The organism is Microcella flavibacter, from assembly GCF_012530535.1.
Lineage (GTDB): Bacteria > Actinomycetota > Actinomycetes > Actinomycetales > Microbacteriaceae > Microcella > Microcella flavibacter.
Genome location: NZ_CP051299.1, coordinates 1,142,400 through 1,156,463 on the forward strand (window position 1 = coordinate 1,142,400; position 14,064 = coordinate 1,156,463).

Annotated in this window: 13 protein-coding genes; 9 read left to right on the top strand and 4 right to left on the bottom strand. The window is 73.0% G+C overall.

Annotation, left to right across the window (positions count from 1 at the left end; translation table 11 throughout):
• Positions 1-19: 19 nt before the first annotated feature.
• A complete protein-coding gene (locus HGB54_RS05410) occupies positions 20-1,201 on the bottom strand; it encodes an acetyl-CoA C-acyltransferase (RefSeq protein ID WP_168915535.1) in 1,182 nt (393 codons plus the stop codon).
• 201 nt (positions 1,202-1,402) lie between these two features.
• On the opposite strand from HGB54_RS05410, the gene HGB54_RS05415 reads away from it, so the two are divergent.
• The 8 genes from HGB54_RS05415 to rbfA all read left to right on the top strand — a co-directional run bounded on the left by HGB54_RS05415 (position 1,403) and on the right by rbfA (position 10,871).
• On the top strand, positions 1,403-2,191 hold the full coding sequence (locus tag HGB54_RS05415) for a CoA transferase subunit A (RefSeq protein ID WP_168915536.1): 789 nt from the start codon (positions 1,403-1,405) through the stop codon (positions 2,189-2,191).
• Entirely contained in the window at positions 2,191-2,838 is a 648-nt protein-coding gene (locus HGB54_RS05420; protein WP_168915537.1) for a CoA transferase subunit B, read from the top strand. Before HGB54_RS05415 ends, HGB54_RS05420 begins: the two co-directional genes overlap by 1 nt.
• 60 nt (positions 2,839-2,898) lie before the next feature.
• Positions 2,899-4,047, top strand: coding sequence for a flavodoxin-dependent (E)-4-hydroxy-3-methylbut-2-enyl-diphosphate synthase (gene ispG / locus HGB54_RS05425; protein WP_228545970.1), 1,149 nt, complete (start codon positions 2,899-2,901; stop codon positions 4,045-4,047).
• A gap of 329 nt (positions 4,048-4,376) precedes the next feature.
• On the top strand, positions 4,377-6,146 hold the full coding sequence (locus HGB54_RS05430) for a proline--tRNA ligase (protein WP_168915538.1): 1,770 nt from the start codon (positions 4,377-4,379) through the stop codon (positions 6,144-6,146).
• A gap of 143 nt (positions 6,147-6,289) precedes the next feature.
• Complete coding sequence (nusA, locus tag HGB54_RS05435; protein ID WP_168915539.1) at positions 6,290-7,285, top strand: transcription termination factor NusA; 996 nt, start codon at positions 6,290-6,292, stop codon at positions 7,283-7,285.
• 55 nt (positions 7,286-7,340) lie between these two features.
• Positions 7,341-7,628, top strand: coding sequence for a YlxR family protein (locus tag HGB54_RS05440; protein ID WP_168915540.1), 288 nt, complete (start codon positions 7,341-7,343; stop codon positions 7,626-7,628).
• A 79-nt stretch (positions 7,629-7,707) separates the two neighbouring features.
• Positions 7,708-10,362 (top strand): translation initiation factor IF-2, encoded by a 2,655-nt coding sequence (infB, locus tag HGB54_RS05445; protein WP_228545971.1) that lies wholly within the window; start codon positions 7,708-7,710, stop codon positions 10,360-10,362.
• Positions 10,363-10,430: 68 nt separating this feature from the next.
• A complete protein-coding gene (gene rbfA / locus HGB54_RS05450; protein WP_168915541.1) occupies positions 10,431-10,871 on the top strand; it encodes a 30S ribosome-binding factor RbfA in 441 nt (146 codons plus the stop codon).
• Between the two features lie 106 nt (positions 10,872-10,977).
• Here the strand turns inward: rbfA and HGB54_RS05455 are convergent, their stop codons facing one another.
• Positions 10,978-11,154 (bottom strand): hypothetical protein, encoded by a 177-nt coding sequence (locus HGB54_RS05455; RefSeq protein ID WP_168915542.1) that lies wholly within the window; start codon positions 11,152-11,154, stop codon positions 10,978-10,980.
• Positions 11,155-11,277: 123 nt separating this feature from the next.
• Positions 11,278-12,570, bottom strand: a complete 1,293-nt coding sequence (locus tag HGB54_RS05460) for an MFS transporter (protein WP_168915543.1) — start codon at positions 12,568-12,570, stop codon at positions 11,278-11,280.
• Between the two features lie 78 nt (positions 12,571-12,648).
• Between HGB54_RS05460 and HGB54_RS05465 the strand changes: the two genes are divergently transcribed.
• Positions 12,649-13,194: a helix-turn-helix domain-containing protein gene (locus tag HGB54_RS05465; protein WP_323740685.1), complete on the top strand. Its 546-nt coding sequence runs from the start codon at positions 12,649-12,651 to the stop codon at positions 13,192-13,194.
• Here HGB54_RS05465 and HGB54_RS05470 read toward each other — a convergent pair.
• Positions 13,173-14,048: an HhH-GPD family protein gene (locus tag HGB54_RS05470; protein WP_228545998.1), complete on the bottom strand. Its 876-nt coding sequence runs from the start codon at positions 14,046-14,048 to the stop codon at positions 13,173-13,175. The two genes, HGB54_RS05465 and HGB54_RS05470, sit on opposite strands and share 22 nt — an antisense overlap.
• Positions 14,049-14,064 lie beyond the last annotated feature (16 nt).

A 14,064-nucleotide genomic window follows, 5' to 3' on the forward strand; every position in this document is an offset into this window, starting at 1 on the left:
GGGCGGCCGCGTCACGCGCTCAGGCGCGCTCGAGCAGCAGCGCGTCGCCCTGGCCGCCGCCGCCGCAGAGCGCGACGGCAGCCCGTTCGGCCCCGCCCGCGGCGATGACGTGCGCGGCGTGCGCCACGAGGCGCGCGCCCGAGGCGCCGATGGGATGCCCGAGCGCGATCGCACCGCCGTGCGGGTTGACCCGCTCGAAGTCGACCCCGAGGTCGCGCGCCGACTGGATGGCGACGGCGGCGAAGGCCTCGTTGATCTCGAGGTGGTCGAGGCTGTCGATGCTCCAGCCTGCGCGCTCCGCCGCCCGCCGGATGGCGCGCGCCGGCTGCCCGTGCAGCGAGGTGTCGGGCCCGGCGACGTGGCCCCATCCCGCGATGCGCGCGAGCACCGGCAGCCCCTGGGCGCGCGCCCACGACGCGCGTGCGACGACGACGGCGGCCGCCCCGTCGCTGAGCGGCGAGGCGTTGCCGGCGGTGATCGTGCCCTCGGCGGCGAAGGCCGGTCGCAGTCCGGCCAGCGACTCCTCCGTGGTGCCCGGCCGCACGCCCTCGTCGGCGTCGACGACGACGTCGCCGCGGCGCCCCGGCACCGTCACGGGTTCGAGCTCTGCCGTCAGCACGCCCTCGGCGGCGGCGCGCTCGGCGCGCTGGTGCGAGGCGGCGGCGACGGCGTCCTGCTCCGCGCGGCTCAGGCCGAGCGCGGCCACGTCGGCCTCCGTCGCCGCACCCATGGATCGCCCGCTCATCGCGTCGGTGAGGCCGTCGTGGGCCGCGTGGTCGAGCGCCTCGACGCTGCCGTAGGCCCAGCCGAGCCGGCTGCCGGGCAGCAGGTGCGGGGCGCGGGTCATCGACTCCTGGCCGCCGGCCACCACGGCGTCCGCGTCACCCGCGAGCAGCATCCTCGCCGCGTCGATGACGGCGCGCGCCCCCGACAGGCAGACCGAGTTGACCGCGACCGAGGGCACGGTGAGCGGGATGCCCGCGCCCACGGCCGTCTGCCGGGCGGGGTTCTGCCCCGCCCCGGCCTGCAGCACCTGCCCCATGACGACGGCGTCGATCGCGGCCGGATCGAGGCGCGCGCGGGCGAGCGCGCCGCGCACGGCGACGGCGCCGAGCTGCACGGCGGTGAGGGGGGAGAGGCCGCCGCGGACCCGACCGAACGGGGTGCGGGCGGCGGAGACGATCACGATGTCGTCGGTCATGGAGTGCTCCTTCGCGCTCACGGGGCGGGCGTTGACAGCGTCGTCGGGGCGCCGATACCGTTCGGCTGAACGCGGCGACAGCGGCCACCGTAGCGCGGAAACCCCGCGCGGGTGGGGGCTGCGCACGCGGGGCACGAGGGCGTGCGGTTCTGTCGGAGACCCCGGCACGGGCGGCGCCCACCCCCGAGGAAGAGGTGCGCCATGGCCATCGACAAGACCGTCCCGACCGCCCGGGAGGCGGTCGCCGACATCCCGAGCGGCGCGAGCATCGCCGTCGGCGGGTTCGGGCTCTGCGGCATCCCGATGATCCTCATCCAGGCGCTCCTCGAGCAGGGGGCCGATCGGCTGCGCGTCGTGAGCAACAACTGCGGCGTCGACGACTGGGGCCTGGGCGTGCTGCTCGGCGCCCGCCGCATCGCCGCCATGACCTCCTCGTACGTGGGCGAGAACAAGGAGTTCGAGCGGCAGTTCCTCTCCGGCGAGCTCGAGGTGAACCTCACGCCGCAGGGAACTCTCGCCGAGAAGCTGCGCGCGGGCGGCGCCGGCATCCCCGCCTTCTACACGCAGACCGGCGTCGGCACGCAGGTCGCCGAGGGCGGGCTGCCCCGCCGCTACGCGCTGGACGGCGGCGTCGCGCTCGCCTCCGAGCCGAAGGAGGTGCGGCCGTTCACCTACCGCGGGCGCGAGAGCGAGTTCGTGCTCGAGGAGGCCATCACGACCGACTACGCCCTCGTGCACGCGGCGCTCGGAGACCGGCACGGCAACCTCGTGTTCGACCGCTCCGCCCGCAACTTCGCGCCGCTCGCGGCGATGGCCGGGCGCGTCACCGTCGCGCAGGTCGAGCGGCTCGTCGAGCCGGGGCGGCTCGATCCCGACGCGGTGCACCTGCCGGGCATCCACGTCGATCGCGTCGTCGAGGTCGGCGAGGTCGAGAAGCGCATCGAGCGGCGCACGACGCGCGCAGCGGCGGTCGAGGGGGAGGCGCGCTGATGGGCCTCACCCGCGACCAGATGGCGGCGCGCGCCGCCCGCGAGCTCGTCGACGGCTCGTACGTCAACCTCGGCATCGGCCTGCCGACGCTCGTGCCGAACCACGTGCCGCCGGGCGTCGAGGTCGTGCTGCAGTCCGAGAACGGCATCCTCGGCGTGGGCCCGTACCCCGAGGAGCGCGCGGTCGACCCCGATCTCATCAACGCCGGCAAGGAGACCGTGACGGTGCTGCCGGGGGCCTCCTTCTTCGACTCGGCCGCGAGCTTCGGGATGATCCGCTCGGGCGCGATCGACGCCGCCGTCCTCGGCGCGATGCAGGTGTCGGCGACCGGCGACCTGGCGAACTGGATGATCCCCGGCCGCATGGTCAAGGGGCCGGGAGGGGCGATGGACCTCGTCCACGGCGCCCGCCGCGTCATCGTGCTCATGGAGCACGTCGCGCGCGACGGCTCGCCGAAGATCGTGCACGAGTGCTCGCTGCCGCTCACCGGCCGGCGCGTCGTCGATCGCATCATCACCGACCTCGCGGTCATCGACGTGACGCCGGACGGGCTCGTGCTCGTCGAGCTGGCGGACGGGGTGGGCGTCGACGAGGTGCGCGCCGCCACGGAACCGCCGCTCCGGGTCGCGTTCAGGCCCGTGCCCTAGTCTGAGCCGGTCCCGATCGGCGGCCCCGGCCGTCACGAACCGCCTGACCCTGGAGTCGCCGTGCCTGCAGTCAACCTCGGAATGCCCAAGGCCCGCGAGGTGCTCGCTCCCCGCCGCAAGTCCCGCCAGATCAAGGTCGGCAAGGTGCTCGTGGGCGGCGACGCGCAGGTGAGCGTGCAGTCGATGACGACGACGCCGACGACCGACATCAACGGCACGCTGCAGCAGATCGCCGAGCTCACCGCGAGCGGCTGCGACATCGTGCGCGTCGCGGTGCCGAGCCAGGACGACGCCGATGTGCTGCACATCATCGCCAAGAAGAGCCAGATCCCCGTCATCGCCGACATCCACTTCCAGCCGAAGTACGTCTTCCAGGCGATCGACGCGGGCTGCGCCGCGGTGCGCGTCAACCCGGGCAACATCCGCAAGTTCGACGACCAGGTGGGCGAGATCGCGCGCCGCGCGAAGGACGCCGGGGTGAGCCTGCGCATCGGCGTCAACGCCGGATCCCTCGACCCGCGACTGCTGCAGAAGTACGGCAAGCCCACCGCGGAGGCCCTCGTCGAGAGCGCCGTCTGGGAGGCCGGCCTGTTCGAGGAGCACGACTTCCACGACTTCAAGATCTCGGTCAAGCACAACGACCCCATCGTCATGGTGAAGGCGTACCGCCAGCTCGCCGAGCGCGGCGACTGGCCGCTGCACCTCGGCGTCACCGAGGCCGGCCCCGCCTTCCAGGGCACGATCAAGAGCGCGACGGCCTTCGGCATCCTGCTGGGCGAGGGCATCGGCGACACCATCCGCGTCTCGCTCTCCGCCCCGCCGGCGGAGGAGGTCAAGGTGGGCCTCAAGATCCTCGAGAGCCTCAACCTGCGCGAGCGCAAGCTCGAGATCGTCTCCTGCCCCTCCTGCGGCCGCGCCCAGGTCGACGTCTACACCCTCGCGGAGGACGTCACGAAGGGCCTCGAGGGCATGACCGTGCCGTTGCGCGTCGCCGTCATGGGCTGCGTCGTCAACGGCCCGGGCGAGGCGCGCGAGGCCGACCTCGGCGTCGCCTCCGGCAACGGCAAGGGCCAGATCTTCGTGAAGGGCGAGGTCATCAAGACCGTGCCTGAGAGCGAGATCGTCGCCACCCTCATCGAGGAGGCCAACCGCCTCGCGGCCGAGATGCCCGCCGGCGAGCTCGGCTCGCCCGAGGTCGTCACGGCCTGAGCCGGGCATCCCCGCTCGGTCCCCCTCTTGGGGGACTGACCGGCATGCGCACACCGCCGCTAGCTTGATCACCAGCGGCCGGGAGCCATTCGACATCGGGCGCCGGGGGGCGGTGCCCGGTCCGGCGCGCAGGGCGCGCCGGGTCACCCGGTCCGCAGGGTTCCGCTGCGCATCGCGTGCGGGAAGGGCCTGCGAGCGACCCAAGCCCCCCTTGCCGTCGCTCGCAGGCCGACACCATTCTCCCCCGTCCGGGGGGGGGGGGGGGGGGGTGCCGCCGCCCGCGCGCCGCGCCGGGCTGCCGGGCCCGGGCCACGAAGTAGTGTGGGCGGGTGACAACGCGACTCTCCCAGCTCTTCGTCCGCACCCTCCGCGACGACCCGTCCGACGCCGAGGTGGCCAGCCACCGCCTGCTCGTGCGCGCCGGCTACATCCGCCGGCAGGCGCCGGGCGTCTTCGCCTGGCTGCCGCTCGGCCTGAAGGTGCGCCGCCGCATCGAGCAGATCATCCGCGAGGAGATGGCCGCCGCCGGTGCGCAGGAGGTGCACTTCCCCGCGCTGCTGCCGCGCGAGCCCTACGAGCGCACCGGCCGCTGGGTCGAGTACGGCGACGCCCTCTTCCGCCTGCAGGACCGCAAGGGCGCCGACTACCTGCTCGCCCCCACGCACGAGGAGGCCTTCACCCTGCTGGTGAAGGACCTCTACTCGAGCTACAAGGATCTGCCGCTGTCGATCTACCAGATCCAGGACAAGTACCGCGACGAGGCCCGACCCCGCGCGGGCCTGCTGCGGGGGCGCGAGTTCTCGATGAAGGACGCGTACTCCTTCGACTACACCGACGCCGGGCTCGACGCCTCGTACCAGGCCCAGCGCGACGCCTACGAGCGCATCTTCGCGCGGCTCGGCATGGAGTACGTGATCGTGCACGCCGACGCGGGCGCCATGGGCGGTTCGCGCAGCGAGGAGTTCCTGCACCCCACGGCGGTCGGCGAGGACACCTTCGTGCGCTCGGCCGGCGGCTACGCGGCGAATGTCGAGGCCTACCGCGCGCCGCGCGCCGAGCCCCTGCCGCTCGAGGGCCTCGCCGAGCCCCTCGTCTTCGACTCGCCCGAGACGCCCACGATCGCCACGCTCGTCGCCCTCGCGAACGACCGTCACGCGCGCGACGATCGGGCCTGGACGGCCGCGGACACCCTCAAGAACGTGGTGCTGCGCCTGCGCCGCCTCGACGGCTCCACCGAGCTCGTCGTCGTCGGCCTGCCGGGCGACCGCGAGGTCGACATGAAGCGCGCCGAGGTCGCCTTCGCGCCCGCCGAGGTCGCCGCCGCGGGCGACGAGGACTTCGCGAAGCACCCGGGGCTCGTCAAGGGCTACATCGGGCCCTGGTCGCCCGAGGGCGCCGTGCTCGGCGAGGAGTCGGTCACGGGCATCCGGTACCTGGTCGACCCCCGCGTGGGCGACGGCACCGCCTGGATGACCGGCGCGAACCTGCCCGAGAAGCACGTGCTCTCGCTCGTGGCCGGCCGCGACTTCGTCGCCGACGGCATCGCCGACATCGCCGAGGTGAGGGCGGGGGATCCGGCGCCCGACGGCAGCGGCGAGGTGGAGCTCGCCCGCGGCATGGAGATCGGGCACGTGTTCCAGCTCGGCCGCAAGTACGCCGAGGCGCTCGACCTCAAGGTGCTCGACGAGAACGGCAAGCTCGTCACGGTCACGATGGGCTCGTACGGCATCGGCGTCACCCGCATCCTCGCCGCGATCGCCGAGGGCAACCACGACGAGCGCGGCCTCATCTGGCCCCGCAGCGTGGCGCCCTTCGACGTGCACGTCGTGGCGACCGGCAAGGACACCGCGGTGTACGGCATCGCCGAAGCCCTCGTCTCCGAACTCGACGGCATCGGCCTCGACACCCTCTACGACGACCGCCCCAAGGTCTCGCCGGGCGTGAAGTTCGGCGACGCCGAGCTCATCGGCGTGCCCCTCGTCGTCATCGTCGGGCGCAACGCGACCGAGGGCGTCGTCGAGTTCTGGGACCGCCGGTCGGGCGAGCGCCGCGACGTCGCCGTGCACGAGGTGCTGGACGCGATCCGCGCCGCCGGCTGAGAGCGCGGGGGCGCCCCTGCGCCGCGCCCTCACGACCCCGTACCACGGGGCGGGGGATGAGCGTTCTCGGGTACCGTAGGGCCTGACCGGTCGCCCTGCGTCAGCGCGGCCGGCGTCGCCAATCGAATACTGGAGGTACCGACGTGGACATCGATCTTGCCGTGCTGAGGATGATGGAGCGCGAGCGGGAGATCCCGTTCGACGAGCTCGTCGCCATCATCGAGCAGGCCATCCTCACCGCCTATCTCAAGCACACCGATCAGGCCGACGAGCGCGGCACGGACGCCGCCCAGCCCCGCGTCGAGCTCGATCGCAAGACCGGCCACGTGACCGTCTACGCCCCGGAGTTCGACGAGGAGGGCGCGCTCATCGGCGAGGCCCCCGACAGCCCCGACGACTTCGGCCGCATCGCCGCCTTCGCCGCGAAGCAGGTCATCAACCAGCGCCTGCGCGACATCGGCGACGACAAGGTGCTCGGCGAGTTCAAGGGCCGCGAGGGCGACATCATCGCCGGCGTCATCCAGCAGGGCCCGAACCCGCGCATGATCCACATCGACCTCGGCACGATCGAGGCGATCCTGCCGCCCGAGGAGCAGGTGCCGGGGGAGGAGTACACCCACGGCCGTCGCATCCGCGTCTACGTCACGAGCGTCTCGAAGGGCATGAAGGGCCCCTCGATCACCGTGAGCCGCACCCACCCCTCCCTCGTGCGCAAGCTCTTCGCGCTCGAGGTGCCCGAGATCGCGAACGGCACGGTCGAGATCACCTCGCTCGCGCGCGAGGCCGGGCACCGCACGAAGATCGCGGTGCGGTCGACGGTGCCGGGCGTCAACGCCAAGGGCGCCTGCATCGGCGAGCTGGGGCAGCGCGTGCGCGCCGTCACCAACGAGCTCGGCAACGAGAAGATCGACATCGTCGACTACAGCGAGGACCTCGCGACCTTCGTCAAGCAGGCCCTGTCGCCCGCGAAGGTGACCGACGCCTTCGTCATCGACCCGGCAACCAAGGCCGTGCGCGCGCTCGTGCCCGACTACCAGCTCTCGCTCGCGATCGGCAAGGAGGGCCAGAACGCCCGCCTCGCCGCGAAGCTGACCGGGGCCCGCATCGATATCCAGCCCGACTCCGTCATGGAGGACTGAGCGGCTCGCACCCGCGACACGCCCATCACGAGCATCCCGACATCGAGGGGGTAGGATGGAACCCGTCAGAACGTGCATCGGCTGCCGTCGGCGTGCGCCGCAGAGCTCTCTCATGAGAGTCGTGGCCCGCGGCGAGACGGCCGTGCCGGACTCCCCGCCCCGGTCACCGGGTCGGGGTGCGTGGGTGCATGCCACCCGCGACTGCATCGAGACCGCGACGTCGCGCCGGGCCTTCGGCCGGGCGCTCCGCGTCACGGGTCCGCTCGACGCGGCTCCGGTTCTGGCAGTGATCGGATCCGTCGGATCCCCGAGAGAACAGGCTGATCGGCCAATGGACAACTAATGAGCGGCTCGAAATGAGACCCGTCCACTACTAGCGGTCCGCCCCTGCCTGGGAGCGGATCCCAGACAGGAGAAAAGAAGTGGCTGGAAAACCACGCGTGCACGAGATCGCGAGCGAACTCGGCATCGAAAGCAAGGTCGCCCTCGAGAAGCTCAAGGAGCTCGGCGAATTCGTCAAGGGCCCCTCGAGCACCATCGAGCCCCCCGTCGCCCGCAAGCTGCGGCAGGCCGTCGAGGCCGCCGGCATCGCGAAGAAGCCGGAGGCCGCGCCGGCCCCGGTCGCGAAGCCCGCCGCCGCGAAGCCGTCGGCGACGCCCGCCGCCCCCAAGCCCGCTGAGGCGCCCGCGGCTCCGGCCGCGCCGGCCGCGCCGGCCGCCCAGGCGGCCAAGCCCGCCGACGGCGGCGAGTCGAAGCCCGCCTCCGCGGCGCCCGGCACGCCCCGCCCCGGCAACAACCCCTTCGCCTCCCAGCAGGGCATGGCCCGCCCGGGCACGGCGCGCCCCGGCAACAACCCCTTCTCCGCCTCGCAGGGCATGCCGCGCCCCGGCGGCGGCGCGATCCCGCGCCCGACGGCGCCGCGACCCGGAGCCCCGCGCCCCGGCGCGCCCCGCCCCGGCAGCCCGCGCCCCGGCGCGCCGCGCGGCAACACGCCCTTCCAGGGCCGCACGGGCGGCCCGGGCCGTCCCGGCGGCGCTCCCGCCGGCGGCTTCCGTCCCGGCGGCGCTCCGGGTGGCGGCTTCAGCGGCCCCCGCCCCGGCGGCGGCGGCGGACGCGGTCGTGGACCGGGCGGCGGCACGGCCGGCGCCTTCGGCCGCGGCGGCGGCAAGAGCAAGGCCCGCAAGTCCAAGCGGACGAAGCGGCAGGAGTTCGAGATGCGGGAGGCGCCGTCGGTCGGCGGTGTCAGCGTTCCCCGCGGCGACGGCAAGCAGGTCATCCGCCTGCGCCAGGGCGCCTCGATCACCGACTTCGCCGACAAGCTCGAGCAGCACAGCGGCATGAACGTGCCCCCGGGCAACCTCGTGACCGTGCTCTTCCACCTCGGCGAGATGGCCACGGCCACCGAGTCGCTCGACGGCTCGACCTTCGAGGTGCTCGGTGCCGAGCTCGGCTACCGCATCGAGATCGTCTCGCCCGAGGACGAGGACAAGGAGCTCCTGGAGAGCTTCGACATCGACCTGGACGAGGAGGAGAACGAGGAGGACCTCGTCATCCGCCCGCCCGTGGTCACCGTCATGGGCCACGTCGACCACGGAAAGACCAAGCTGCTCGACGCGATCCGCGAGGCGAACGTCGTCGCGGGCGAGGCCGGCGGCATCACGCAGCACATCGGTGCGTACCAGGTGTGGACGGAGCACGAGGAGATCGAGCGCGCCATCACCTTCATCGACACCCCGGGTCACGAGGCGTTCACCGCCATGCGCGCCCGTGGTGCCCAGGTCACCGACGTCGCGATCCTCGTGGTCGCGGCGGACGACGGCATCATGCCCCAGACGGTCGAGGCGCTCAACCACGCCCAGGCCGCCGGGGTGCCGATCGTCGTCGCCGTCAACAAGGTCGACAAGGAGGGCGCGAACCCGGCCAAGGTGCGTCAGCAGCTGACCGAGTTCGGCCTCGTCGCCGAGGAGTACGGCGGGGACACGATGTTCGTCGACGTCTCCGCGCTGCAGCGGATGGGCATCCCCGCCCTGCTCGATGCGGTGCTGCTGACGGCGGATGCCGGGCTCGACCTGCGCGCCAACCCGGCCCGCACCGCTCGCGGCGTCGCCATCGAGGCCCGCCTCGACAAGGGTCGCGGCGCGGTCGCGACCGTGCTCATCCAGTCGGGCACCCTGCGCGTCGGCGACGCGATCGTCGCCGGAACGGCCTACGGCCGCGTCCGCGCGATGGTCGACGAGAACGGCGACAAGATCGAGGAGGCCTACCCCTCGCGCCCCGTCGCGGTGCAGGGCCTCTCGAGCGTGCCGAAGGCCGGCGACACCTTCCTGGTGACCGACGACGACCGCACGGCGCGTCAGATCGCCGAGAAGCGCGAAGCCGCCGAGCGCAACGCCCAGCTGGCGAAGGCGCGCAAGCGCATCAGCCTGGAGGACTTCACCAAGGCCCTCGAGGACGGCAAGGTCGAGTCGCTCAACCTCATCATCAAGGGCGACGTGTCGGGTGCCGTCGAGGCGCTCGAGGAGTCGCTCATGAAGATCGAGGTGGACGACAGCGTGCAGCTGCGCATCATCCACCGCGGTGTGGGTGCGGTGACCGAGAGCGACGTGAACCTCGCGACGATCGACAACGCGATCATCGTGGGCTTCAACGTGCGACCCGACACGAAGGCGCGCGAGCGCGCTCAGCGCGAGGGCGTCGACATCCGCTTCTACTCCGTCATCTACGCGGCGCTCGAGGAGATCGAGAGCTCGCTCAAGGGCATGCTCAAGCCGGAGTTCGAAGAGGTGCAGTCGGGCGTGGCCGAGATCCGCGAGATCTTCCGCTCGTCGAAGTTCGGCAACATCGCCGGTGTCATCGTGCGCAGTGGAACGATCACGCGCAACGCGAAGGCCCGCGTCATCCGCGACGGCGTGGTGGTGGGCGACAGCCTGGCCATCGAGTCGCTGCGGCGCTTCAAGGACGACGTCACCGAGGTGCGCACGGACTTCGAGGCCGGTATCGGTCTCGGCAAGTTCAACGACATCCAGATCGGTGACGAGATCGAGACGATCGAGATGAAGGAGAAGCCGCGCGTCTGATCGACGCCGGTACCGCGGCCCCCGTCGTTCGACGGGGGCCGCTCTCCTCCCCAGTGAAGGGAACGACCATGGGTGAGAGCCCTCGCGTGCGGAAGGTCGCCGACCGCATCAAGGAGATCGTCGCCAAGCGGCTGGAGCGCGGCATTCGCGACCCCCGCATGGGCTTCGCGACGATCACCGACGTGCAGGTGACCGGCGATCTGCAGCACGCCAGCATCTTCTACACCGTCTACGGCTCCGACGAGGAGCGCGCCGACACGGCCGCGGCCCTCAAGGCGGCCACCGGCATGCTGCGCACCGAGGTGGGGCGCAATCTCAACACGCGCCTGACCCCTTCGCTCGAGTTCATCCTCGACGGCGTGCCCGAGAACGCGATGGCGATCGACGCGCTGCTGCGCGAGGCCCGTGAGCGGGATGCCCGCACGCTGGCCGAGGCGGAGGCGGCCGAGTACGCCGGCGACCCCGACCCCTACGTCAAGCCGCGCGAGCTCGGCGACGACGAGGACTGATCGCGCTCGAGCAGAGCCCCCGATGCGGCGACGGCCGTGCCGGGGGCTCTGCTCGTCCCGCCGGTGCGATGCGGCTCGCGCGCCGGTGGAGCTCGGCGCGCCCCGACTACTCGGTGAAGATCTCGACCTGACCGCCGCCGATGACCAGCGACACGATGCTGATCGCGACGGCGCCGCCGGTGATGAGCAGGGCGATGAGTCCGAGCACGCCGAGCAGCGCGCCCTCGACCTTGCCGATCTTCTGCGTCGACTCCGACGGGGTGGGGGAGGTGGGGAGCGTCATCGCGGGTCTCCTCGAGCGGTGCGGCCCTCGGGGGGGAGGGCGAGAACGGTGGGCGGCCGCGCGCGGCCTCTGCCCAGCATCCTGACACGGATGCGCCTGCGCGGTGACCGGGAGCGGGGCGCGTCACGCGGCCGGTGCGTGCCGATCGTCGGAGTCGGGCAGGCGGCGCATCGTCAGCAGCGGCGAGAGCACGACGAAGAGCGAGCCGAGCACGACCCCGGCCGTGGCGATCCAGAGCAGGGCGGGGATGCCCATCCAGCCGGCGAGGATGCCCGAGAGCACCCCGGCGATGGGCATGACGCCCCAGACGACGAAGCGGATCGACGCGTTCATCCGGCCGAGCAGCGGCACCGGGCAGATCCGCTGCCGGAAGCTCACCTGCGCGATGTTGTAGACGAGCACGGCGACCGCGCCGAGGGCCTGCCCGAGCATGAGCAGTGGGACGGCGAGGCCCGGCAGCGCCGGCATGAGCGCGAGGGGCACCAGCCCGAGGCCGCAGAGCAGGGCCGAGACGGGGATGATCGTGCCCTCGCCGACGAGGGCGCCGACCCGCGCGGCGATCACGGCGCCGATGATGCCGCCGATGGCGCCCACCGCGGTCGCGAGGCCGAAGATCTCGGGGCCGAGCCCGAGGTCGCGCAGCACGAGCAGCGGCAGCATGGTGAAGCCGAGCGTCGCGAAGAAGTTGGTGGACGCCGTGCAGAGGGTGATCGCGCGCAGCAGGCGGTTGCCGAAGACGAAGCGCAGGCCCTCGGCGATCTCGAGGCGGAGAGGCCGCCGCTCGGCCCGCGGGCGGGTGACCTCGTCGTCGCGGATCGTCGCGAGCATGAGGAACGAGCCGAGGTAGGTGGCGGCCGTCGCGGCCATGAGCACGGGGGCCTGCACGACGGTGAGCAGCACGCCACCGATCGCCGGGCCGCCCACGCCGGCGAGCTGCGCCGTCGACTCGAGCTTGCCGTTCGCATCGGCGATGCGCTCGCGCGGCACGAGCACGGGGATGTAGCTCTGGTACGCCACGTCGAAGAACACCGTCGCGACGCCGACGATGCCGGCGAAGACGAACAGGTGCCAGATCTCGAGCACGCCGACCCACCACAGCACCGGGATCGCGGCGAAGGCGAGCACGCGCACGGCGTTGGCCCGCATCATGATGGGCTTCTTGCGGGCGCGGTCGATCCAGGCGCCGGCCGGCAGACCGACGACGAGGAAGGCGAGGGTGCCGGCGGCCCCGAGCAGGCCCACCTCGACCTCGCCCGCGCCGAGCAGCACGATGGCGAGCACGGGCATCGCGAGGAACCCGAGCTCGCTGCCGACCTGCGCGCCGGCCTCGCCGCCCCACAGGCGCAGGAAGTTGCGGTGCCGCCAGAGACTCGGGCCGGCGGCGGAGGGGGCGGGGGGCGCCGTCGGGGTGGTCATGGGCTCAGTCTGCCGCGAGTGATTGGTAAACGTCAATCATTCGCTCGGGCCGGCGCGCCACCGGCTAACGTGGGGCTGGTGACGGACCAGGATGCGCGGCGGCAGGCCGCTGCTCGCGCGCTCTCCTCGCCGTTGCGGATGCGCATCCTGCGGTTCTGCCTCTACGAGGCCCGCTCGAACCGCGAGATCGCCGCGCAGTTCGACCTCAACCCGGGCACGAGCCTCCACCACGTGCGCACGCTCGTCGAGACGGGGTTCCTCGCGGCGGAGGAGGGGCGGCCGGGCCGGCGGGGCACGGTCGAGATCCCGTACCGCGCGACGGGGCTGTCGTGGGATGCTCCGCTCGACGGCGCGGGATCGCTCATGCTCCGCACCTTCCTCGAGGAGGTGGGCGAGCACGACCTGGACGAGGTCTTCATGGTGCGCATGGGATTCAAGCTGCGACCGGAGCGCCTCGAGCAGATGCGCTCCCGGCTCGTCGACGTCGTGCTCGAGTACCACTCGGCGCCCGACGAGGACGGCGAGGCGCATTCGCTCTTCCTCGCCATGCACCCGGAAGGGGCGCCCGGCCCGTCCGGCGCGGTCGGCTCGACCGGCGCGGCTCAGGCGCCCGGCAGCCGGTAGCCCTCCTCGGGCGATCCGAGCGCGAGACCGTCGCGCAGCAGACCGGCGAGGGCGCGCTCGCGCTGCACGGCGTCGGGCCAGAGCCCCTCGACGACCTCAGCCGGTACCGGGGTGTCGGAGTGCCGCAGCTCGCGCATGATGAGCCCGCGCACCTGGCGGTCGCTGCCCTCGAAGCGCGCCTGCCGCGGCGCCGACGGGCCCTCGTAGGCCGGGTAGCCGGCTGCGCGCCAGGCGCAGAGCGAGGCGATCGGGCACGCCGCGCAGCGCGGGGCGCGGGCCGTGCAGACCGTCTGCCCGAGCTCCATGGTGCCGCCGTTGACGGCGCGGGCGCGCTGCGGCTCGGCGGGCAGCAGCGCCTCCATCGCCGCGAGGTCGACGCGGGTGCGCGCGGGCCCGGCCTCGCCGAGCCCGTTCACGGCGCGGGCGATGACCCGGCGGGTGTTGACGTCGACGACGGGTGCGCGCACCCCGTAGGCGAAGCTCGCGACGGCGCGGGCGGTGTAGTCGCCGATACCGGGGAGGGCGAGCAGGGCATCCACCTCGCGGGGGACCACGCCGTCATGCCGCTCGCTGATCGCGACGGCCGCGGCGTGCAGGGCGAGGGCGCGGCGCGGGTAGCCCAGCCTGTCCCAGGCGCGCACGGCCTCGGCGGGGGAGTCGGCGGCGAGCGCGTCGGGCGTCGGCCAGCGCTCGAGCCACTGCGCGAGCCGCGGGACGACCCGGGCGACCGGGGTCTGCTGCAGCATGATCTCGCTCACGAGCGTGCCCCAGGCGGGGAAGCCGGGCTTACGCCACGGCAGCGGCCGCGCGTGCTCGGCGAACCACGCCTCGACGCCCTGCGCGATCGCTGACAGGCGGTCGTCGGGCTCC